General features: G+C 42.8%; 17 protein-coding genes. 11 read left to right on the top strand and 6 right to left on the bottom strand.

The annotated features are described in order from the left end of the window. The first annotated feature begins 358 nt into the window (after positions 1 to 358). The 6 genes from RMX98_RS28770 (at position 359) to RMX98_RS28745 (ending at position 5,966) form a co-directional block, all read left to right on the top strand. The gene (locus tag RMX98_RS28770; RefSeq protein ID WP_322679462.1) at positions 359 to 1,702 is read left to right on the top strand and encodes an adenylosuccinate synthase; all 1,344 of its coding nucleotides are present in this window, start codon (positions 359 to 361) and stop codon (positions 1,700 to 1,702) included. Positions 1,703 to 1,874: 172 nt separating this feature from the next. After that, positions 1,875 to 2,492: a 50S ribosomal protein L25/general stress protein Ctc gene (locus tag RMX98_RS28765; protein WP_322679463.1), complete on the top strand. Its 618-nt coding sequence runs from the start codon at positions 1,875 to 1,877 to the stop codon at positions 2,490 to 2,492. A 73-nt stretch (positions 2,493 to 2,565) separates the two neighbouring features. Then, positions 2,566 to 4,095, top strand: a complete 1,530-nt coding sequence (locus RMX98_RS28760; protein ID WP_322679464.1) for an AAA family ATPase — start codon at positions 2,566 to 2,568, stop codon at positions 4,093 to 4,095. A 148-nt stretch (positions 4,096 to 4,243) separates the two neighbouring features. Next, positions 4,244 to 4,750: a hypothetical protein gene (locus RMX98_RS28755; RefSeq protein ID WP_322679465.1), complete on the top strand. Its 507-nt coding sequence runs from the start codon at positions 4,244 to 4,246 to the stop codon at positions 4,748 to 4,750. A 140-nt stretch (positions 4,751 to 4,890) separates the two neighbouring features. Then, on the top strand, positions 4,891 to 5,682 hold the full coding sequence (locus RMX98_RS28750) for a YdcF family protein (RefSeq protein WP_322679466.1): 792 nt from the start codon (positions 4,891 to 4,893) through the stop codon (positions 5,680 to 5,682). A gap of 62 nt (positions 5,683 to 5,744) precedes the next feature. Further along, a complete protein-coding gene (locus RMX98_RS28745) occupies positions 5,745 to 5,966 on the top strand; it encodes a hypothetical protein (RefSeq protein ID WP_322679467.1) in 222 nt (73 codons plus the stop codon). Between the two features lie 5 nt (positions 5,967 to 5,971). On the opposite strand, the gene RMX98_RS28740 is transcribed toward RMX98_RS28745, so the two are convergent. Next, complete coding sequence (locus RMX98_RS28740) at positions 5,972 to 6,193, bottom strand: ferredoxin-thioredoxin reductase variable chain (protein ID WP_322679469.1); 222 nt, start codon at positions 6,191 to 6,193, stop codon at positions 5,972 to 5,974. Between the two features lie 588 nt (positions 6,194 to 6,781). Between RMX98_RS28740 and RMX98_RS28735 the strand changes: the two genes are divergently transcribed. Beyond that, positions 6,782 to 10,075: an EAL domain-containing protein gene (locus RMX98_RS28735; RefSeq protein WP_409881637.1), complete on the top strand. Its 3,294-nt coding sequence runs from the start codon at positions 6,782 to 6,784 to the stop codon at positions 10,073 to 10,075. 551 nt (positions 10,076 to 10,626) lie between these two features. On the opposite strand, the gene RMX98_RS28730 is transcribed toward RMX98_RS28735, so the two are convergent. Next, on the bottom strand, positions 10,627 to 11,148 hold the full coding sequence (locus RMX98_RS28730) for a phosphoribosyltransferase (protein WP_322681880.1): 522 nt from the start codon (positions 11,146 to 11,148) through the stop codon (positions 10,627 to 10,629). A gap of 98 nt (positions 11,149 to 11,246) precedes the next feature. Between RMX98_RS28730 and RMX98_RS28725 the strand changes: the two genes are divergently transcribed. After that, positions 11,247 to 12,701: an MFS transporter gene (locus RMX98_RS28725; RefSeq protein WP_322681881.1), complete on the top strand. Its 1,455-nt coding sequence runs from the start codon at positions 11,247 to 11,249 to the stop codon at positions 12,699 to 12,701. Between the two features lie 59 nt (positions 12,702 to 12,760). Here RMX98_RS28725 and RMX98_RS28720 read toward each other — a convergent pair whose 3' ends face one another. Next, positions 12,761 to 15,106, bottom strand: coding sequence for an EF-hand domain-containing protein (locus RMX98_RS28720; protein WP_322681882.1), 2,346 nt, complete (start codon positions 15,104 to 15,106; stop codon positions 12,761 to 12,763). A gap of 548 nt (positions 15,107 to 15,654) precedes the next feature. On the opposite strand from RMX98_RS28720, the gene RMX98_RS28715 reads away from it, so the two are divergent. Together RMX98_RS28715 and RMX98_RS28710 are read left to right on the top strand one after the other, a co-directional pair. Then, positions 15,655 to 16,071, top strand: a complete 417-nt coding sequence (locus RMX98_RS28715; protein ID WP_322681883.1) for a XisH family protein — start codon at positions 15,655 to 15,657, stop codon at positions 16,069 to 16,071. Next, the gene (locus RMX98_RS28710; RefSeq protein ID WP_322681884.1) at positions 16,059 to 16,388 is read left to right on the top strand and encodes a XisI protein; all 330 of its coding nucleotides are present in this window, start codon (positions 16,059 to 16,061) and stop codon (positions 16,386 to 16,388) included. The genes RMX98_RS28715 and RMX98_RS28710 overlap by 13 nt, the downstream gene beginning before the upstream one ends. Before the next feature lie 64 nt (positions 16,389 to 16,452). On the opposite strand, the gene rtcA is transcribed toward RMX98_RS28710, so the two are convergent. The 3 genes from rtcA to RMX98_RS28695 form a co-directional block, all read right to left on the bottom strand. Next, a complete protein-coding gene (gene rtcA / locus RMX98_RS28705) occupies positions 16,453 to 17,499 on the bottom strand; it encodes an RNA 3'-terminal phosphate cyclase (protein WP_322681885.1) in 1,047 nt (348 codons plus the stop codon). Between the two features lie 145 nt (positions 17,500 to 17,644). Further along, on the bottom strand, positions 17,645 to 18,991 hold the full coding sequence (locus tag RMX98_RS28700; protein ID WP_322681886.1) for an FAD-binding oxidoreductase: 1,347 nt from the start codon (positions 18,989 to 18,991) through the stop codon (positions 17,645 to 17,647). A gap of 372 nt (positions 18,992 to 19,363) precedes the next feature. Then, positions 19,364 to 19,552: a hypothetical protein gene (locus RMX98_RS28695; protein ID WP_322681887.1), complete on the bottom strand. Its 189-nt coding sequence runs from the start codon at positions 19,550 to 19,552 to the stop codon at positions 19,364 to 19,366. Between the two features lie 14 nt (positions 19,553 to 19,566). On the opposite strand from RMX98_RS28695, the gene RMX98_RS28690 reads away from it, so the two are divergent. After that, entirely contained in the window at positions 19,567 to 20,796 is a 1,230-nt protein-coding gene (locus tag RMX98_RS28690) for an ABC transporter substrate-binding protein (RefSeq protein WP_322681888.1), read from the top strand. Positions 20,797 to 20,963: the final 167 nt, after the last annotated feature.

Raw genomic sequence — 20,963 nt, 5'->3', positions numbered from 1 at the left:
TTTCGTTATGAGACTTGGAATTTATTCCGAGGCGGGATAGATACACTGCACCAACACTTGTGTGTACACCGTAGCCCTTTCCCCGTGGGAGAGGCAGGTTGTCTGGGAGAGGTTCACTAAACTCACGTTAAAATTGGTATGACTTTGTAAAACTCAATCCGCTTCAAGATATTTCAATAAATTAACAACTAAGTTTTTTAACAATAAAAGGATGTTTGAAAAATCATCTTCTTGGTAGTAAAACGTTGTATATATCCCTAAGTACCCCGATAAATTAGAGTATTTTGATTATTGACATGATTCACACAATGTGTTAATAATTATAGTTTGTGGAAACTTTACTTCTTAATATAAGCTCTTGGCTAACGTCATTGTCATAGGTGCCCAATGGGGCGATGAAGGAAAAGGTAAAATAACTGACTTACTCAGCCGTTCCGCAGATGTTGTGGTGCGTTACCAAGGGGGTGTCAATGCTGGACACACGATTGTAGTTAAAGGTCAAACCTTTAAACTGCACTTGATTCCCTCTGGGATTTTGTATCCAAATACCGATTGCATTATCGGCTGTGGAACAGTGATCGATCCACAGATTTTGATCGCAGAAATCGACCAACTAAAAGAATTAAATATTTCCACTGACCACCTGCTGATATCTGAGACAGCCCACGTAACAATGCCTTATCATCGGTTGATTGACCAGGCATCTGAAGAACGACGGGGAAGCTATAAGATCGGCACAACAGGTCGGGGCATTGGGCCGACTTATGCTGACAAATCTGAGCGTACAGGCATCCGAGTTTTAGACTTAATGGATCCTGATGGACTACGTGAGCAGTTAGAGTGGACGATTAATTATAAAAACGTCATTTTAGAAAAGCTTTACAACTTGCCACCTCTAGATCCAGAAGAGGTGATTGAGCAATATTTGGGCTACGCAGAACGCTTACGACCTCACGTTGTTGATACATCGTTGAAAATATCGGATGCGATTTGGCGACGGCGCAATATTTTATTTGAAGGCGCACAAGGTACGCTCCTTGATTTAGATCACGGAACTTATCCTTATGTCACTTCCTCTAACCCTGTGGCTGGGGGGGCTTGTGTTGGTACAGGGATAGGGCCAACAATGATTGACCGGGTAATTGGCGTGTCAAAAGCCTATACAACCCGTGTCGGAGAGGGGCCATTTCCCACGGAATTGGATGGAAAATTGGGAGAATTATTGTGCGATCGCGGTGCTGAATTTGGCACAACCACCGGACGCAAACGCCGCTGTGGCTGGTTTGATGCGGTCATCGGTCGCTATGCCGTGCGGATTAACGGTATGGATTGTATGGCGCTCACCAAACTGGATGTTCTCGATGAATTAGAGGAAATCCAAGTTTGTGTCGCTTATGACATAGATGGCCAACGCAGCGAACACTTCCCCACCAGTTCTCGTCAATTTGCTAGATGTCGCCCCATCTACAAAACCTTACCAGGGTGGAAAGTGTCAACAACTCACTGCCGCACTCTAGAAGACTTGCCACAACGAGCATTGGATTATCTCAAATTCTTAGCCGAATTGATGGAAGTTCCGATCGCGATCGTCTCATTAGGAGCCAGCCGCGATCAAACCATAATCGTAGAAGACCCCATCCACGGGCCTAAACGCGCTTTATTGCACCCCGACGGTACACCTGCTACCCTACTTAGTGCGTAAATTTAGTCATTAGTCATTTGTTGTTGGTGAGCCAGTGCGGTCTTCTCCCAAAGGGAGAGGCTAGCGCCAAGGGGGTTTCCCCCATGAGCAACTGGCGAAACCGAAGGTTCATTAGCAAATGACTAATGACAAAGGACAAAGGACAACTGACAACTGACAAAGGACAACTTTTATGGCTATTACAGTCGAATCTCAAAAACGTCCAGAAGGCAGCAAGCCAAGAGCTTTGCGCCGTGCTGGACTGATACCTGCCAATTTGTATGGTCATAAGGGTACAGAATCCATTTCTTTGACCATTGAAGCTAAAACTGTTGAGCGTTTGCTCAAAAGAGCTTCCGTTAACAACACCTTGATCGAGTTGAATATTGCTGATGCACCTTGGCGCGGTAAAACCTTGCTGCGGGAACTTCAAATCCATCCAGCCAAAGGTACGCCTTACCACCTCAGCTTTTTCGCGGTTGCTGGCCACGGCGACACCACTGTAGAAGTACCTCTGCGCTATGTGGGAACTGCTGTTGGTGTTAAACAAGAAGGTGGTTTTTTAGACACTGTTATCACTGAGTTGCAAGTCAGCTGTGCGCCAGAAAACATCCCGGAAATAATTGAAATTGATGTCTCTAACCTGAAAATCGGAGACAGCTTGCGTGTTCACGAGTTAGTCTTGCCTCAAGGTGTCACAGTTCTTGGTGATACGGAGCGAGTCGTAGTTAGCGTCTCGCAGCCGCAAATCAGCGCTGCTGCTGAGGAAGAAGCTGAGGCAGAGAGTGAAACAACCTCTGAAGCTACGTAAGTGTGTAATAATTTTTGATGATAGCCAGGAGGAAACTCCTGGTTTTTTTGTATTTGAACCGTAGAGGACAGAGATGACAGAAGCGACTCTTCCAGCTTTAATTCAGCAAATGTTGCAGCCTGGATTTTATCCCCATACGGTAACAGAACCTATTCAACTAATTCAAACCCACGCTTCTTATCTGCTGTTAACTGGGGATTACGCTTATAAGCTGAAAAAACCTGTGAATTTTGGCTTTTTGAACTTTTCTACCTTAGATAAGCGGCAGCATTTTTGTCAGGAAGAGTTACGCCTAAATCAGCGCGGTGCTGGTGAACTGTATTTAGAAGTTTTGCCCATAACTTTGGTAGGGGAACAATACCAGTTAGCGGGAACAGCCGAGGCTGTAGAATATGTGCTGAAAATGCGCCAGTTTCCTCAAGAGTCGCTATTAAGTACACTTTTTGAAGAAGGTAAGTTAAATGAGACACGCCTAGATGAGTTGGGACGGGTGGTGGCTCAATATCATGCCCAAGCACAGACGAATAATTACATTCGTACTTTTGGTGAAGTGCCAAATGTTCGGGCTGCCTTTGATGAGAATTATCAGCAAACTCAGAAGTATATTGGTGGCCCCCAGACTCAAGAGCAATTTACAGAAACAAAGCAATATACAGATAAATTTTTTGCCGAACGTCCAGAATTATTTGCTAGCAGAATTCACAACGATTATATTCGTGAATGTCACGGGGATTTACACCTGAGAAATATTGCCCTGTGGCACGATAAAATCTTGTTGTTTGATTGCATTGAATTTAATGAGTCGTTTCGCTTTGTCGATGTGATGTACGATGTGGCGTTTACAGTGATGGATTTGGAAGCACGGCAGCGTCAAGACTTGAGTAATGCGTTTTTGAATGCCTATATAGAGCAAACTGGGGACTGGGAAGGTTTACAGGTTCTGCCCTTGTATTTAAGCCGTCAGGCTTATGTCCGGGCAAAGGTGACATCGTTTTTGCTCGATGATTCGAGTGTACCCGCGACGGCGAAGGAAGAAGCGAGAAAAACTGCCACTGACTATTACAAACAGGCTTGGGAATACACTAAACCAAAGCTGGGACAACTAATTTTGATGTCGGGGTTGTCGGGTTCTGGTAAAAGTACCACAGCAAGGTTTTTAGCTCGTAAACTGGGAGCGATTCACCTGCGTTCTGATGCAGTACGGAAGTATTTAGGGGGAATTTCTTTGTGGGAACGAGGTGGCGATGATTTGTATACTCCTGAAATGACTAAGAAAACTTACACAAGGCTGCTGGAATTGGGAATTATCCTGGCTAAACAAGGTTTTTCGGTGATTTTGGATGCCAAGTATGACAAACGGCAGTTAAGGCAAGAAGCGATCGCACAAGCTACAAAGCACAAACTCCCCGTTCAGATTATCCAATGCACAGCACCGCTTGAAGTTCTAAAAGAGCGTTTGAATAATCGCACTGGTGATATTGCTGATGCTACCGCCGATTTATTAGCCTCACAAATCAAACAAGCTGAACCTTTCACTGAAGAGGAACAACCTTATGTAAAGATTTGGGATACAACTCAGCCACAACAGGCACAATTAAAATAATTCGTAATTCGTAATTCGTAATTCATAATTGAATCGAAAATTAGGAATTACGTTAGCGAGTCCGCGTACTCTTTCAGAGAAGCAAGCTACGCTTTTAGCGTCTCGAAGAGAGCGTCATGAGTAATTAGTTAAATAAGTTTTTTATTTTATGGCAGACAAAAAGAACGACCTTTTCAGTATTTCTCCCAGCTTCTTTTCTCAACTATTATTTGGGGCATTTTTAACATTTATATTAATAATGACTGGCTCCGCACCAGCCCTGAGCATCTTTTTAGGAATCATGGGCGGTTTCATCTTAAGCTGGATCACCAATGTAACTGATAATAGCCCCCAAGCTCCAGCAGTCGCCTCATCTGATGGTGTTGATACAGGATTGAAATACTGGTTATTTTTTATGCTGGGCTTTGTATATTTGGGCTATCCAGCACCCATGAGTATCTTGCTAGGTGGAATAGGCGCTTTAGCTGGAGGCTGGATTACTGCTTGGTGGGGAAGTAAAGAAGAAACTAGAACTCAGTTGCAAATTGAAGAGCCAGAAGAGGGCGAAGTTGAACCAACAAACGAGAGGATCAACAAACGGCAAATCAGAAGAGCCGGTCGCCGTTACCGTCGCGCTCCTGGAAATAGTTTCAATTTCAAGTTTTGGGAAAAGTAGTAATTTGGGGATTGGGCATAAGAGGCAGAGGGGCAGAGGGGCAGAGGGGCAGAGGGGAAAGACTTACTGCAACTGCTCCCCTGCTCCCCTGCTCCCCTACTCCCCTGCTCCCCTGCTCCCCTGCCCCATGCCCTAATAATATGTTTTTATATTTATCCAAATTACTGCCACTATTTTTTTATCCACTAGGATTAGCCTGCGTGAGCTTGGTTGTAGCATTAGTTACGTTGTGGAAACGACCGCGAACTGCTGCGATCGCAATTGCTTTTGCCTTAAGTTTATTGCTATTTTGTAGCAATGCTTGGATTGCTAAATCTTTAGTGCGATCGCTAGAATGGCAAAATCTTCCACCCGCCCAAATACCAGTTGCAGAAGCGATTGTGGTTTTGGGTGGTGCAACTAAATCAGCTTTTCCTCCAAGACCTACCGTCGATTTGAGTGAAGCAGGCGATCGCGTAATCTACGCTGCACAACTGTATCGCCAAAAAAAAGCGCCTATAATCATTCTGAGCGGCGGCCGCATTGATTGGCGTGGAAGTGGTTCGCCAGAGTCGGCAGATATGGCAACAATACTTACATCTATCGGTATTCCATCGGAAGCGATTGTCCAAGAACCTGATTCTCTCAATACTTATCAAAATGCTGTAAATGTCCGAAAGATTTTGTCGTCTCGTGGCATTCGTCAGGTATTATTAGTAACTTCGGCAATGCACATGCCGCGATCGCTTCAGATTTTCCAGCGTCAAGGAATCAATGTTATTCCTGCACCAACTGACTTTCTGGTTAGTGAGGGTGAACTGCAAGAACTCGGCAGCACTCCCAAAGCCGCTATACTGAATTTATTACCTGATACCGACAACTTACACCAATTTACCACCGCTTTAAAAGAGTACATTGGTTCTTTAGTTTATCGCTTACGCGGTTGGCTCTAATTGTGATTGCCTCAATTCTAAACTCTTAATACTAATGATTAATAACTAACTCAATTAATTTTATGTCTAAAAATTTACCCTATATTATGCCATCTCCTCAACCCCAAGTTGAGGAAGCTTTTGCCGCTTACCAAACAACTCACCAGTTTTACCACGAAGTTCGGTCACGGTCAGATTTTCAACGTTATTGTGATTGGTATTATACAACAGCAGAACAAAACCGCCAAGAACTTAAAAGAATGCGCGGCGAACTGAATATTTTTCAGTGGTTTCGCCGCCGATAAGTGATTTAGATGATTTCTAGCTCATTTTCACGCAAATGAGCTTTAAACTTTTTATTAAACTGGACTACAACCGGCAGATTAGCGCTTACGGGTCTACCTTGCCATTGGGTGGCAATACCGATTACATCGCCTTCTGTGCCTTTGATGTCAAAAGGCTGATTTCGATGTTCAGGATGATGATACACTACCACCGAATCTTTAACGCGGACGCGATCGCCAACTTTCATAACAACATTCACACCTAAATTTTCTTTTCCACAAGTAGCTGCTACAAAATATATGATTAAATCGCTTAGAATTTGATTTAATCAGCTATTTCTTGACGCTTCATCGGGGTGCAACGGCGCATTTAACCCTCTGCGTCCAGGCACGTCTTAGCAATCCGTGCGTACTTTTTAAGTTTTTTGCCGCGTTAATAATTATCGCCCTTACCTTTCGTGTTTACCCAAAAAACAGGGAAATGAAAGGAAATCAGGCGACATCAGATGTGCTTAGGACTTTGACAGATATCTAACTCTTTTATCTTGACCTTAGGATGTTCCCCAGGTCAACTCTCTTATGAATTTTCGTGTATGGTAGATGCGCTGTTATTGCGATCGCTCATTTGTATGCAATCAAGTTGAGAGTTGTAATAAAGAATACGTGGATTTTATGTCACATAGTTGCTAAAGATAGCACTCTCTCCGCTACCAGGTTCGCCAATTATGCTAAAGTAACCACGATGCTAGGGGCGCCAAGTTACCCAATGCTGAAGGGATTTGGGTAATATAATCAACTACTACTTAAGTAAAACAACTTTTGTTTGAGACAACGTGATGCTGGAATTTTGGAAAAGCCTTCTTGCTTATAAGCAGTTTATTCCCCACGGTCATTGCTATCTTTGGAAACCAGAATTAGTGGGGTTGCATATTGTATCCGATAGTTTAATTGCGCTTTCTTATTATTCCATTCCGATCACGCTACTTTATTTTGTCCGCAAGCGCCAAAATTTTCCCTTCAACTGGATATTTCTGCTATTTGCAACATTTATTGTTACTTGTGGCACTACCCACCTGATGGAGATTTGGACGCTCTGGTATCCAACTTATTGGTTGAGTGGTTGCCTTAAAGCTATTACAGCCCTAGTTTCAGTCTACACAGCTTGTGAACTTATACCTTTGATACCAAAAGTACTTATTCTCCCCGGTTCTGCACAACTTGAGGCAGCCAATCAAGAACTGGAGCGGGAAATTAGTGAACGCAAACAGGCAGAACTCGCATTACAAGAACGGGAAGCTATGTTGCGGAGAATTGGCGATAATCTGCCTAATGGGGCAATTTATAAGGTAATCCGCGAATTTGATGGCAGCAATCGCTTTGACTATATCAGCGCGGGGATTGAAAGACTGATGGAAGTCAAGGCAGAAGACGCACTGAAAGATTCAAGTTTACTCTATCGCCAGTTTATCCCAGAGGACGCACCGCTCCTGTTGGCAGCAGAGGATGAATCCTGGCGGAATCTCTCAGTGTTTGATATACAAGTGCGAATCCAAACGCCCAGCGCTCGGCTGAAATGGTTTCATTTTCGTTCCACACCACGCCTGTTGCAGGATGGCCGTGTAGCTTGGGATGGGCTGGTGGTGGATGTCACCGACTTCAAACATGGTGAAGAAACACTACGCAAGAATGAAGCTTTATTAGAAGAATCTCAGCGAGTTGCTCGTCTCGGTAATTGGGAGTTTGATCTTGCTAGTGGCAAAATAACCTGGTCAAAGCAGCTTTTCACCCTGTTTAATCGAGATCCGGCACTTCTTGAGCCGAACTACCAAGAAAATCTGCAACTGTACTTGCCAGAAGATGCAGGAAAATTAGCCCAAGCTGTTGAGCGAACAATGTCAACTGGCGAATCCTACAAACTCATTCTGCGGGCGTCTCCAACTTACGGGTCTACTATTTATATTGAAGGGATTGGACATGCAGAATTCAACGCGGATGGAAAAGTAATTCGCCTCTACGGGACTGCCCAAGATGTTACAGAACGGCAAGTCGCACTCAACGAACGCAAACAAGCCGAAGAAGAACTCCGTCGTAGTGAAACACTGCTAGCTACTGCTCAAAAGATTGCCCATCTGGGTAGTTGGGAATGGCATTTAGAATCTCAAAGACAAATTTGGTCAGCCGAAACCTTCCGCATCTTCGGTTTAAATCCTGCTGAATCAGCACCGACACAGGCTGCATTTATGCAGATGCTTCATCCAGAAGACCGACCAGTGTTGCAGAGGCATCTACTAGGGGCGATCGCCAATAAAACTCCTTTCGCTCTTGAATATCGCATTATCCGACCTGATGGCTCATTGCGCTACCTGGAGTCAAGAGCAGAGGTAGCTTATGATACTCAAGGTAAGACTATTAGACTGTATGGAGCTATTCAAGATATTACAGAACGCAAGCAAATCGAAGAAACACTTTTTCAAGAAAAAGAATTAGCTCAGGTGACGTTGCAATCGATCGGAGATGCAGTGATCACCACAGATGCCTTTGGTAGGATTCAATACTTGAATCCAGTTGCAGGATCTCTGCTGGGATGTAGTGAAGCATCCGCACAAGGGGTGCTGTTAGAAGAAATCTTTAAAATTGTGCATGAAACCACACGGGAGAAAGTTCAGAACCCAATTGAGCAAGCATTACAGGAAAATCGAGTTGTCAATTTAGCAAACCATACCGTCTTAATTACTGAGAACGATCGAGAGATTGCGATTCAAGATTCCGCCGCGCCCATTCGCAATCGTCAGGGAGAAGTTATTGGCGCGGTTATGGTGTTTCATGATGTGACTCAGAACCGCAAGTTGTCGCGTCAGCTATCCTGGCAAGCAACCCATGATGCTTTAACGGGATTGGTAAATCGCCAAGAATTTGAGCGGCGGGTTGAACAAGCATTGCGCCTTGCCAAGTTAGACTACCAGGTTCATGCGTTGTGCTATTTGGATCTCGATCACTTCAAAATCGTCAATGATACCTGTGGTCATGTGGCTGGAGACGAATTACTGCGTCAAATTACTGTCTTATTGAAGGAGAAGATTCGGAAAACTGACACACTTGCACGCTTAGGCGGCGATGAATTTGGCGTATTACTCAATCAGTGTACGCTTGATGAAGCTTTACGAGTTGCCAACAATCTGCTTTTGTGTGTTCAACAGTTCCGGTTTGTTTGGCAAGAGCAGGTATTCTCAATTGGAGCAAGTATCGGCTTGGTTGGTATCGACACGAATAGCGAGAGCCTTGCAGAGATTATCAGCACGGCTGATGCCGCTTGCTATAGCGCGAAGAACCGGGGGCGCAATCGCGTGTACGTTGCTCAGACTGACGACCAGGAGCGACTCCAACAGCGTGGGCAGATGCAGTGGGTCAGCCGCATTTCTCAAGCCTTAGAAAGTGATTGGTTTTGTCTCTATGCTCAAAAGATTGCCGCTATTATCCCGACAGAGCAAAACACCGACCATTATGAAGTGCTGCTGCGGCTCCGGGATGAGCAGGGAAAATTAGTGCTGCCGATGGCGTTTATTCCAGCAGCAGAACGCTACAACTTGATGCACCTGATTGATCGCTGGGTGATTCGGACTCTGTTCAAGAATTGGTCAAGGGTTGTTGACAATAAACAAAGCATCTATGCAATTAACCTTTCTGGCTCTAGCATCAATGACGATCGCTTCATTGACTTTTTGCATGAGCAGTTTACCCTACACCCCATCTTACCCCAGCATATTTGCTTTGAGATTACCGAGACTGTGGCGATCGCTAATCTGCTCAAAGCCAGGAAGTTCATTCAAGAACTTCAACGGATGGGCTGTCGCTTCGCATTGGACGATTTTGGGGCAGGGATGTCATCGTTTGCCTATCTCAAGTCTCTGCCTATAGATTACCTCAAAATTGACGGGAGTTTTATTCGTAACATTGTCGAGAATCCTGTGGATAATGCGATCGTGACAGCAATTACGCGCATTAGCAGTGTGATGGGTATTCAGACGATTGCTGAGTTTGTAGAAAATGACGCGATTTTAGAGCGAATTACGGCACTAGGAATTGATTACGCACAGGGATATGGCATTGGAATACCTTGCCCATTGAACTAACTCCTACGTAAGTGGAAGATTTGATGTAGAGTTATCTGTGGTGCGATCGCAACCTATATTAACTCATTAGCGATCGCCACTTTATTGTCCGTGACTGTAAATGTAGAAGTTATTCTTACCAAGATTGCAATATTCATCATCAACATTACAACATTCATAAGGAATATTATAATATTTCTCATCAACATTACAATATTCGTTATCAATACTACAATATTCCTCACCAACATTACAACATCCATAAGGAATATTGCAAGATTTCTGATCAACATTCCAATATTCCTTATTAATACTGCAATATTCATCATCAACATTACAATATTTCCGGCGTTGCTGAATTGAAGTATGAATCTAGATGTAGAGACGTAGCACTGCTACGTCTCTACAAGGATTTTGGTATTATGCAAAATCGTTTTCATACATGGAATCAGCAACGCCATATTTCCGTATTGCTTCCCCTTTTTGCAAGCAAAAAGGGGATTAAGGAGCAAGATGCAACCACTGTAGGAATCATACTTCTTTTTAACTAAAACTGCCTTTGCTTATAACTCCTAACTCCTCACTTTATTGAGCTTACCTGCAAGTTCAGCAAGATTCATCTGCTCGTAGTGTTCAAAAGGTTGGTGAATCCACGGGTTATCAGGCAAATAATCGACATAATAATCGGGTTTGATAACAGAACAGGCTTTATACCAAAGTACGGCAGTGCGAATTTTCTCAATGGGAAAATCACTATTTTGCTTGATCCAAGGTATAGTTTGTTCCAGTGTGATTCCAGAGTCTACTAAGTCATCCACTAGGAGAATGCGCGAACCTAACCTTTCAGCAGTCATCGTCAAGTGACGGGAGAAAATTAAATTACTTCTTTCTTGCTTACCAGTGCCACTGTAAGATGAGGTTGCTAAAATTGCCAGTGGTTGCTGGTATATACGCGAAAGAACATCTCCAATTCGTAGTCCTCCTCTAGCAAGACAGATAATCTGGTTAAATTCCCAACCGGATTGATAAATCTGAATAGCCAGTTGTTCAATTTTTTGGTGATAATCTGACCAAGAAACGTAAAGGTCTGGCATAAGTCTAACGGGAGTGGTAGATAGCTAGTATTGAAGGCGATGTCTACGACGGGCTATGCCTACGCAGATTTTTTATTTTAGTATGAGTGCAAAGTTTTATGAATGATTCTACTGCTGATGGCAATGCCCAACAAGATATTCTCAGTGAAAAACTCGATTTAAAAACAAAGCTGGCTTACGGTGCAGGGGATTTAGGGCCAGCAATTACTGCAAATATCTCCGTCTTTTATCTGCTGATTTTCTTTACCAGTGTTGCTGGTATTCCTGCGGGTGTAGCTGGCACTATTTTGATGATTGGCAAAATCTGGGATGGCGTAAACGATCCGCTTGTCGGGTTCATGACTGACAAAACGAAATCTCGGCGTTGGGGTCGTCGTCTTCCTTGGATGTTTTATGGAGCAATCCCCTTTGGAATTTTCTTCTTCTTGCAGTGGATTGTACCGCAATTTAGCGCAAATCAGAGTGAGAATATTTGGCCACTGTTTTTGTACTACGTAGCGATTGGGGTGATATCTCAGTCCTTTTACACGGTTGTGAATTTGCCTTATACGGCGATGACTCCAGAACTAACTCAAGATTATGACGAACGCACCAGTCTTAACAGCTTTCGCTTTACATTTTCCATTGGTGGCAGCATTCTGTCGTTGATTTTAGCGCAAATTGTTTTTTCGCAGATTGCCGATCTCAAACGAGCATATCTCGTTTTAGCAGCAATTTGTACTGTAATTTCGATTTTAGGATTATATTGGTGCGTTTTTGGAGTCCGCGATCGCATCATGGCTTTTGAAGCCAAACGTATCCAAGCCGAGGAACCTGCATCTCTCTCTTTCGGCGAACAGTTAAAAATTGTCTTCAGTAACCGACCTTTTTTATTTGTTATTGGTATATATCTTTTTTCTTGGCTAGGTGTGCAGATAACAGCCAGCATTATTCCTTATTTTGTAGTCAATTGTATGGGTCTAAAATTTGCAGACGTACAAACAGTACTGATTGCAGTCCAAGTAACTTCCCTGCTGATGCTATTTGTCTGGGGTGAGTTGAGTAAGAAAATCGGGAAAAAAATTGTTTATTTTCTGGGAATGAGTTTATGGATAATCGCCGCCACCGGACTATTTTTCTTACAACCTGGTCAAATAGTTTTGATGTATATAATGGCTGTGATGGCGGGTATTGGTGTATCTACAGCTTATCTAATTCCCTGGTCAATGATTCCAGATGTGATTGAATTAGATGAACTCCAAACCGGACAACGCAGAGAAGGTATATTTTATGGCTTCATGGTTTTGCTGCAAAAATTTGGTTTAGCTTTTGGGCTATTTTTAGTAGGAAATGCTTTGCAAGTAGCTGGTTTCAAAGAATCTGTAGCCGGAAGTCCACTACCCATCCAACCGGAATCAGCACTGTTTGCTATTCGCGTTGCCGTTGGCCCCATACCGACAGTTTGTTTGATTTTTGGCTTAGTTTTAACGTATTTTTACCCAATTACCCGCGAGATGCACGCAGAAATCATGTTGAAACTCAAAGAACGGCAAGAAAAAAGGACAAATTCGTAATTCGTAATTCGTAATTCGTAATTCGTAATTGAATTCTTAACTACGAATTACAAATTATTTTAAGCGGTTTCTATGAACATACCAGTTCGTGCAAACTCTTCTTCTTCAGGGGTGAAGAGGGGAGCTTTATCGGTAAGTTCAGGCTCAAAGTAGTATGTCTCTTGCAGAAACTCGCCACGGATAATAGCTTCTTCTAAATCTCTAATGTGGTTCTGTGCAACTATACATGCTTCCTTGAGGTTATTTGTATCGCCCTTTTGCAACAGCTTTGGCAATTCCGTTTTCACTCCTGTTAGTCTTGCCAATGGTTTGAGCATTCCATAAATGTTGTAAATACGAGCAGTTTCAATGCTGGTATATTTGAGAGCATTGGCTCTTGCTAGCTCTGAGTCAAGACTGGGCCAAAAGCGGGTAGTGTAAAATGCCTTCTCATCCTTGTGATACCACTCCTCCGATCGCGCAATGGAAGAGGAAACGGTATTATGTAACTTCCAGAAGAATAAACGCAGAGAGGAACCATCGACTACGGTGGATAATTTTGCCTCCAGTGACACCTCAAAGTCGCTAAGATTAGGATCGCGTCCAAGTACAAGGTATTCCACCGGATACATATCTATCTCTTTATTCTGCACAACGTACATATTCAGGTGGTGACGGCAATAAGGACAGGGGTACATCGTGGCAAAAAGTTGGAAGAAGTCTTTGAAGATTGCTATTGCGGCTTTTTGTTCTTCGTCTGTCTTGGTAGTCACGATTTCAGCCGTGGTGTGGAAGAAGCGCCACACTGCTGGGCCGATGTAATAGGGGAAGCTGACGCGCATTTGGGAATCCTTCACTTCAGTCCGATTCAGATAGACATCAATGAATGCTACATACTGCGATAGCGCACCTGATTCTCGTCCAAATTCTAGGCGTTCGCGCCGTTTCTGCACTCCATTTAGGTAGTGATGCGTTAACCGCCATGCTTGTTTGAGCATCAGTTTCTCCTTTGGAGTGCAATGGAGAAAGTTTTCGGCAACATCTGCTCCGTAGCGGCTAAATTCTCCTGATTTTTTGGTGCAGTTATACCACTCATCCAAAGCCGCCTCATCAGGTACGGTGTTGCTTTGGATATCTGCTGCCGTAGACACACTAAAGGCTGCTAATAACTTTGGCATAAAATCTTCATACCAATATGCCACTGGCATCATTGCACCATCAACTTCCTCCGTCGCCTGCGAAAGGATGACGCGGTTCCACTTCTTTAAATAGTCCTTGGGATTTCCCTGAGATTCAGGAGGAGGTGGAGCCATCTCTTCATTCATTTCTATTGCTCTGAGCCGATTAAGCTCGTTAATCGCCAACACACCTTCTACAATGTCACCCAAGCTAAGACTTTTCTTTTTGATGGTAATTGCAAACTCGACTCCGGCAGCAAACTTTTCTTTGACATTAGCAAATTTACTCCGCGCCTCTAAAATCGCTTTCTCTTCTGCCAACATTTCGGGAGTCTTTGCCACTGTTTTCCAGTTTTTGATCCGATCCTGCAATCGAGCATATTCATCGGCAATCGATTCAACTACTGCATCCAATACGGGGTGGCAAGCCTCTTCTACTACACCTAATCCTTTGTAAAGCGCGATCGCCTGCTTGACAAATTCCACAAAGTCAGTAATTCTGTACGGCAGATTTTTGACGCGCAAGTGAGTTTCATGGTTCGCAGAGAAACTTTCCCGAAAACTACGATAAGCTGCTCCTTGAATTAGCCGAAACAAACCAATCTGCATTTGTAAGCGGGAGGTTCCACTTTTTTTTTGATTTGGTGAGTTTGGGTGTTGCGCCAACTGTTCTTTTAGTTGTGCCAACTCTGGAGTTGTGTTGCCTGCTTCTTGGAGATTAGGCTGTGTGGTGGCAACAACTCCTGTAGTGTTAGTGGAAACTGTTTTGAGCGAACTGTCAAGAGAAATTGGTGAATCTTTATAACCTGTTTTGCTCTCTAACTCTTCCGGTACTAGCTGACAGAATTCATGAAAATCAATTGAGCCATCGCCATCATGATCTACTTCCTGTAGCATCTCCTTTAACTCTGCGTCTGTCAGCCCAAACTGACTCATTACTTTCCGTAACTCGGCGGTAGTAATTTGGCCGCTATTGTCTTCATCAAAGGCGCTGAATGCTAACTTGAGGCGGCTTTCGCGATCGCCTACTTTAGCTACCATCAGCGTTTTAAATTCTTCAAAGTCGATAGTGCCTGACAAGTCAACATCAATCTCTTTGATTAAGTCACGCAGCCCCGTTTCCGTAGGATTTTGCCCTAGCGATCGCATTACCTCCCCCAATTCGTCGGTTGAGATCGATCCGTTACCGTCTACGTCTAATACCTTGAAAGCTTGCCACAATTTTTCTATTTCTTGCTCATCAATCACGGTTTTGTTCCAATTGCATAGCTGTCACTAATAAATTTTTTACCATGTTTTTTAACAGCTACTTCAATACTGTCTAATTATTTTCAGTAAATACCAAGTATCAGGAACGACTCAAGTTAGTTTCAATATTACTTGCAGTCGCCTAGTAAATTTGTCAGTTGCTTATTGTTGCAATAAATTCAGCTTTACGGGTTTAATTGCAAATGCTCCCTTGCCTACTACCTTCTTTAACCTTTCACCTCACTCACGGTAAGTTATTGCGCTGATTTCAGTGTCGTAGGCGATCGCTTTTGTGTGAGGAGAAAGGCGTAGGCGTAGCCTGCACTTCTCTACGAGACGCTTTGCGTAGCTTGCTTCCCCGGAGGGGTACGGCTACGCGGTAATCGAGCGACTTGCACTGAGTTTCGACACTTCAACTACGCTCAGTGCATCGCTACGCGGTAATCGAGCGACTTGCACTGAGCGGCGTCGAAGTGAGTCGAGATTCAGTGACCGTCGTAGACATCGCTTTATGGTATGAGTAGTGGTAAATTAGATTTAATTTATGTATGCCAGCTAGAGATATATTTCATAATATAGTTAAAACTGCCCTTGAAAAAGATAAATGGACAATTACTGATGAGCATCTATTTATTCAAGTTGAGGATATTGATTTTTACATAGACTTAACAGCAGAGAGAATTTTAGCTGCTGAAAAAATTGGTAAAAAAATAGCAGTAGAGATAAAATCCTTTTTAGGAGCCTCAGACGTAACGGAATTTCATCTAGCTCTTGGTCAATGCCTCAACTACCGTTCAGCATTGAGGTTGACAGAACCCGACCGGATTTTGTATTTAGCAGTTCCAGTAGATGTTTATAATGAGTTTTTTAGTCGGAAGTTTATTCAAAGAATTATTGGCGAATATCAACTAAAATTACTAATTTTTAATCCAGTTCAAGAGGAGATAGTTATATGGAGAAACTAAATTATCAAGAAATAGTCCAAAAAATTTTGGAAATTCATGCCAAAAATCACTCAAATAGTCAGACAGAAGTTAAATTGTTATTTGATACTGAACGCGATCGCTATCAAGTTATGAATATTGGTTGGCAAGAGCTAACCCGAATATTTGGTTGTATTATTTATGTAGAAATTAAAGATGGCAAAATTTGGATCGAACGCGATGGAACGGAAATCGGAGTGGCTAATGAATTAGTAGAAGCTGGAGTTCCTAAACAAGATATAGTTTTGGCTTTTAAAGCCCCATACAAACGAAAATTTACTGATTTTGCTGCTAGTTAAAGCCGCAAATGCGATCGCAATGATACTTTATCAAAAAGCACTACTAAACTAATAAACACTTATTTTATGTAGTCAAACTCTTTACTGACACTACTTTTTCAGCTTCATTTACCGTAATTTGCGCCAACCCAAATTGTTCAATTACTGCTGCATTCGTCGTCAAATGTCGACTCACTTCAGCCACCCGATAATGACTTTCGTGTGAAGCTAAAGCCGCCGGCAATAATAACTGATCTGCTAAATGTTCATCCACTGCTGCGCCAGTGTGATGAAACTCAAGTAGTTGCTGACAAGCAATCTCTGCAACAGTTTCCGCCGACAACCGCAAACGCCCAAACCCACCAAAGCCAGTCAAGCTGTTCTCATACTCAGCAGTGAGAAAAATACCCGCCCCTGGTGCAACACCTCTTTCGCGCAAAGTCTGTACAGCAACTTTCAAATGGGCTTCTCGTAACAAATTTTCCGCCCGATTCGCCATCCGTTGGGGAATATGAGAAGGCAATTCCGTTACCACTGCTATTCCCCGCACTTGTTGTAAATTGCCCCGTTCCAACAAGTTGATCCCGCCGATTTTACCACCACCATCCACTTGTAACTCTACCTCTCCCCCACCTTGGGGAAACCACCCCCAAGCGCCTAACTTAACTTGGGCTTCTACACCCATGCGTTGCAGTGTAGGCAGATAAACTTGCTCAATGTAAGTCGCTGTCGGGCTAAAGTTGACATGAGTTCCACCCTTTAGCGTTACCTGAGAATTCCCCGTTGCTAGTGCTAAAGGTAAGAGAATTGTCTGTAAAACCAGAGCGATCGCACCCGCAGAACCACCTTGTTGTGCTTTACTAACATCAAAGGTATAAATTCCAGCTTGCACAGCACTACCTGGAATAAATTGCAGCAGCGTTGAACCCAAAGCATCACCCTGTAGTTGGGCATTACAAATTCTCGCCGCCGCCCGAACTGCTGTTAAATGTTGTGCTGCTAATCCTGGCTTTTTACGTCCAGCACGAATGCCTGTAATCCTTATGGGTTCGCCAGTGATGGCGGCTAGGCTTAAGGAAGTGCGAAGAACTTGTCCGCCTCCCTCTCCATAGGAACCGTCAATTTCAATCATGGGCGATTATTGGAATGTTGGATTTTGGGTTATCCCCACGGCTCTTAAAATCAAACCACAAATTATAAACGCCCAGCAACTAGCTTTTTAGAAGAAGGTTACACAAATATACAGAGAAAGTTATGATTTCTATTTCTGTAGTTTGCTAATTTGGAATTTGGAATTGAAGAACCTTGCTTTTACCAGGATTCATCAACCCATAAGGATCAACGATTTCTTTAAATTTTAACTGCTGAGGATCAATAACTTTTCTGCCGCCGTCTTCAATAATATACGTATGAGGATTGGCAATACTCACACCCTGTTCTTCGTGATAGGAGATAATCTCATTAAGGCGTTTTTCTGTGGTGTAGCGCACAAGTTGCAAAGCACCAGGAACTACGACACCGTTTATCCGAAAAAATTCTAAATGCATCATTACCTCATCGCCGAAATGATGATACATCCGATCTACTTGTTGCAAACTTTTATCCGCAGGAAACATACTTTGTAAGTAGGTAATTCCAGTATCTACACTCCGGGCGTGTAAGGTGGTGTGGTTCCAGCAAAATTCTGCTAAATGTATACCTTTGGCTGTTTCCTCGGCTGGTTTTTTATATGTAATCTGGCCGCCATATTGCTGCACCAAACCCGGTAAGAATTCCAAACTCGGTTCGGCAATTATCAAAAATACTGAGTGAGTTCCTTCAGGAATGTACTCTTGTAGGGTGTGGAAATATTGGGAAATTGGGGATGCAAAGACAGAAATTAACTTCTTAATTATCCCATCAGCATTGCCAAGAGCCTGACCAAACTTCGCTGCCATCATAAACTCGTCAAATGTGACAATCACTTCTGCCCAAGGATAAGCTGGCCCCAATGGGATTTCAACTTCGGTGATAATGCCGTTAATTCCCCAAGCATGATTCACCTTTTGCACATCGTCGCCGCGTAATTCGATCGCACGGGGTTCATCTTCTACAGTTACTATTCGCAATGCTAAGATATTACCGCGATCGCCTAATAACCCATATTGGATCGAGCCAATGCCCCCACTTCCCCCAGCAATAAATCCGCCAATTGTAGCTGTGCGATATGTGGAGGGTGCCATACCGATTTCCCAGCCAATTTCTCGTGTTTTTTTATCCAAAGCCGCCAGCTTCACTCCGGCTTCTACCCGCGCCATCCCCGGTTTTGCCCAAAGAATCTCTTGCATCCGCGTCATGTCTAAAATTACGCCACCATACAACGGTACGCACTGCCCATAATTTCCGGTGCCAGCACCCCGCACAGTTACAGGTACACGGTATTTAGCACAGGCGGCTGCAACTTTTAAAACCTCTGCTTCATTGGCGGGACGCACTACAATATCCCCAACTTTTCCCTCTAGTTTCGGCACCAGCACCGGGCTAAAGGTGTGATAATCTTGGGATAATTTTGCCACTTGGGCGGAGTCGGTAATGGTTTCTATGCCTTCTAAAGAATTAATTAGGGCATCTAATTTTGTCGTCATAACTGATATATCCTTTTTTTAACGCAGAGAGTCACTGAGGGAAACGCAAAGGTTCGCAGAGAATTATTCCTCTGCGTTCCTCTGCGTAAACCTTTGCGTTCCTTTGCGTTTTAAAATCCTAGTTTTCTTCTTTCACTACACTTTCATGCCACTTAATTAATATAAGGTCAGATAGGGCGCTCAAGCTGAGAAAAATTAATACACCCACCCAGTTGTGAGAAATGGGTATGGCCCTGGATACATGGAAATATAGCAGCCAGCAAGAAGCTTTGTAAAGTTGAAATAGGTTGAGCAAGTTTCGGTCAAAGCTGTTGAGTCCTAATGTAGTGTTAGATACGATGGGGAAAAAAGCGACTATCCAGGCACAAACTACTAAAGCAGCAAAGGTATTATTTTTGATCCAGATAATTTTGGGGGCGCGATCGCAACTATCGGAGTTGTTTGTAAAATTACTGTATAAGGAAATAAACTGCGTTCAATCCATTTGCTTTGGGTGAATAAAACCGCCATTAGTAAACCAGAAATAGCCGCAGCGATCAAAGCAACGGCTGTGATTTGCAATGTAATTAATAATTATGAAAAAAGCGCTCATACATCAAACTGTCTTACTATTTACATCCTCTATACTGCTGGTAGCTTGTGGTAAAAGTGGCAATAATAATGCAAATTCTGCAAATAATCCAACAGTGACAACAGGTGTAGCTAATCCTATTTCTATCGGTATTGCTTTTGCACAAACGAGCAATGTCGCATTACTTGGTCAAGAGGGAACTGATGGAGTAAAAATTGCTGAAAATTATTTTAATAACAAAGGAGGTATCAATGGTAGACCAATTAAATTAGTCTATCAAGATACTGGTGGCGATGAAGTTGGAGCCATTAATGCTTTTCAAACTTTAATTAGTAAAGATAAAGTTGTTGGCATTGTTGGCCCTACCTTATCACAACAAGCTTTTAGCGCTGATCCCGTGGCAGAACGCAATCGAGTTCCAGTTATTGGAGCATCAAATACTGCTAAAGGTATTCCCGAAATTGGTGATTATGTAGCTCGTGTTTCTTCATCTGTTGCAGTTGTCGCTCCTTATTCAGTAAAAGCTGCACTCAAACAAAATCCTCAAATCAAAAGAGTAGCTGTATTCTACGCTCAAAATGATGCTTTCAATAAGTCGGAAACAGAAATATTTCAGAAAACAGTTACAAATTTAGGATTGAATTTAGTCACAGTCCAAAAGTTTCAAACTACAGATACCGACTTTCAAGCTCAAGCCAGCGATGCCATTAATTTAAAACCAGATTTGGTGATTATATCCGGGTTAGCTGTAGATGGAGGTAATTTAGTTAAACAATTACGAGAACTTGGTTATAAAGGAATAATTGTTGGTGGCAATGGTTTTAATACATCTCATATATTTTCTGTGTGCAGAGCGCTTTGTGATGGCGTAATTGTGGCTCAAGCTTATAGCCCTATATATGCCAGTGAAATTAATAGCGCATTTCGCAAAGCTTACTTTGAAAAATATCATCGAGAACCACCCCAAGTAAGCGCTCAAGCTTTCGCGGCTTTACAGGTATATGTAGAAGCTCTTCAATCTTTAGATAAAAAAAGCAATATTAACAAATTGAGGCTGCCACAGTTGCGTACAGAATTGAATAAGGAGTTACTAACAAAAAAATTTCAAACTCCTCTCGGTGAAATTGCTTTTACGCCAGTAGGCGATGTAATTCAAAAAGAATTTTATGTTGCACAACTCAAAATGGAATCAAATGGTATCAATGGAAAATTTGATTTTTTAAACATAAAATAGTTGCAATATCGACAATGTTATGCGAAATCAGAAAAGGAGCCGGATGAAATTTGTCGGGGCGCTTTTTATCTTCGCTAAAACCATACTTTGTTTCGAGTAAAGGTCAATAGATAATGTTAGCAGAAGCAAAGACATAAGTTGCTTTACCTTTAAGATCGGCAAGGATT

This window comes from Nostoc sp. DedQUE02, from assembly GCF_034531035.1.
Classification (GTDB): Bacteria; Cyanobacteriota; Cyanobacteriia; order Cyanobacteriales; family Nostocaceae; genus Nostoc.
This window is presented reverse-complemented; position numbering and strand designations above follow the sequence as displayed.